General features: G+C 68.6%; 2 protein-coding genes. One reads left to right on the top strand and one right to left on the bottom strand.

Annotated features, from left to right (window positions below; translation table 11 throughout):
* The coding region (locus ACFPZI_RS32995; RefSeq protein WP_381370853.1) for an IS630 family transposase at positions 1–823 on the top strand (823 nt) is incomplete at its 5' end.
* 45 nt (positions 824–868) lie between these two features.
* Here the strand turns inward: ACFPZI_RS32995 and cpt are convergent.
* Positions 869–1,399, bottom strand: a complete 531-nt coding sequence (gene cpt, locus ACFPZI_RS32990; RefSeq protein ID WP_381370854.1) for a chloramphenicol phosphotransferase CPT — start codon at positions 1,397–1,399, stop codon at positions 869–871.
* Positions 1,400–1,558 lie beyond the last annotated feature (159 nt).

Here is a 1,558-nt window from a genome sequence, read left to right as displayed (position 1 = left end):
GACCGCACGAGCGATCATCCCGTGCCCGCCGTCACCCCGCAGGGAATTGCGCAGCAGAGTCGCCTATCTACGCAAAGTCCACGGCAGGGTGATCCGCATCGGCCGTGAGGCCCTGCGGATGCTGCTGGCCCGCCGCGGGGTCACCTTCCAGCGCACCAAGACGTGGAAGGAGTCCACCGACCCCGACCGCGACGCCAAGCTCGACCGGATCGAGCACGTCCTGGAGCACTTCGCGGACCGCACGTTCGCCTTCGACGAGTTCGGCCCGCTGGGCATCCGGCCCACCGCAGGATCCTGCTGGGCCGAGCAGGGCCGCCCCGACCGGCTGCCGGCGACCTATCACCGCACCCACGGCATCACCTACTTCCACGGCTGCTACTCCGTCGGCGACGACACCCTGTGGGGCGTCAACCGCCGCCGCAAAGGCACGGCCAACACCCTCGCGGCCCTGAAGTCGATCCGGGCCGCCCGCCCCGACGGCGCCCCGATCTACATCATCTTGGACAACCTCTCCGCCCACACGGGCGACAAGATCCGCCGCTGGGCGAAGAAGAACAAGGTCGAGCTGTGCTTCACCCCGACCAACGCCTCCTGGGCCAATCCGATCGAAGCGCACTTCGGGCCGCTGCGGCAGTTCACCCTCGCCAACTCCCACCATCCCAACCACACCGTCCAGACCCGTGAGCTGCACCGCTACCTGCGCTGGCGCAACACCAACGCCCGCCACCGCGACGTGCTGGCCGCCCAACGCCGCGAACGGGCCCGGGTCCGCAGCGAGAAGGGCATCCGCTGGGGCGGACGGCCCCCGGCAGCAGCGGCCTGATCATCACGGTGCCGCGGTCACAGCGGCAGACAGCCAGGCCGTCGATCACCTGACCTGCGCGGCGATGGCCCGTGCGCACTCCATCGCCTCGGTATGCGTGGTGTCCACCTCCAGGTCATAGGCCACGCCCCGGTGGACCACTTCCGCCTGGGAGGCAGCCATCCCGATGGTCCGATCGCCTCGTGCGACCTCACGGCCTGCGGCCACCGCACTGTCACACCGGACGCCGACCCACAGCACCCGCAGGTCACGCAAGGCCTTCTGCCACCGCTGCTGCGAGTCCGCTCCGCCGAGGAAGACCTCATCGACGATGACCCGGGCGCCCGCACGGGCCATCGCGGCGACCCCCTCGATCCATGCCGCTTCCAGCGTCCGGAACTCCGGACCGACGATTACCTCTCCGTCCGGAGCGAACTCGATCCCCGCATCCGACGCCTGCATAGACGCGGGCATCGCGTCAACCAGCGTGTCGGTCCCGAGAGCCAGCCACGGATCCGGCAGGACCGCCTGCAGACACCGGGCGATCCCGGACTTCCCCGAGCTGGAACCACCGTTGAGAACGATCACCTCAGTCATCACCGCGCCACAGTAGAGGCACCCCAGCAATCCCTGAAACGGATTTCCGCGGAAGCTGCCCGCCTCCTACAACACGGTGAACCTTCCCGGTCAGAGCACTAGTGCAGGGTTCCTCTTTCGGGGCGTAGGTTGGTGGGGATGCTGGTTCGAGTTGGTGGA

It is taken from the genome of Streptomyces chlorus, from assembly GCF_042655885.1.
Lineage (GTDB): Bacteria > Actinomycetota > Actinomycetes > Streptomycetales > Streptomycetaceae > Streptomyces > Streptomyces chlorus.
The sequence above is the reverse complement of the archived record's forward strand: the minus strand, read 5'-3'. Positions and strand labels throughout refer to the sequence as shown.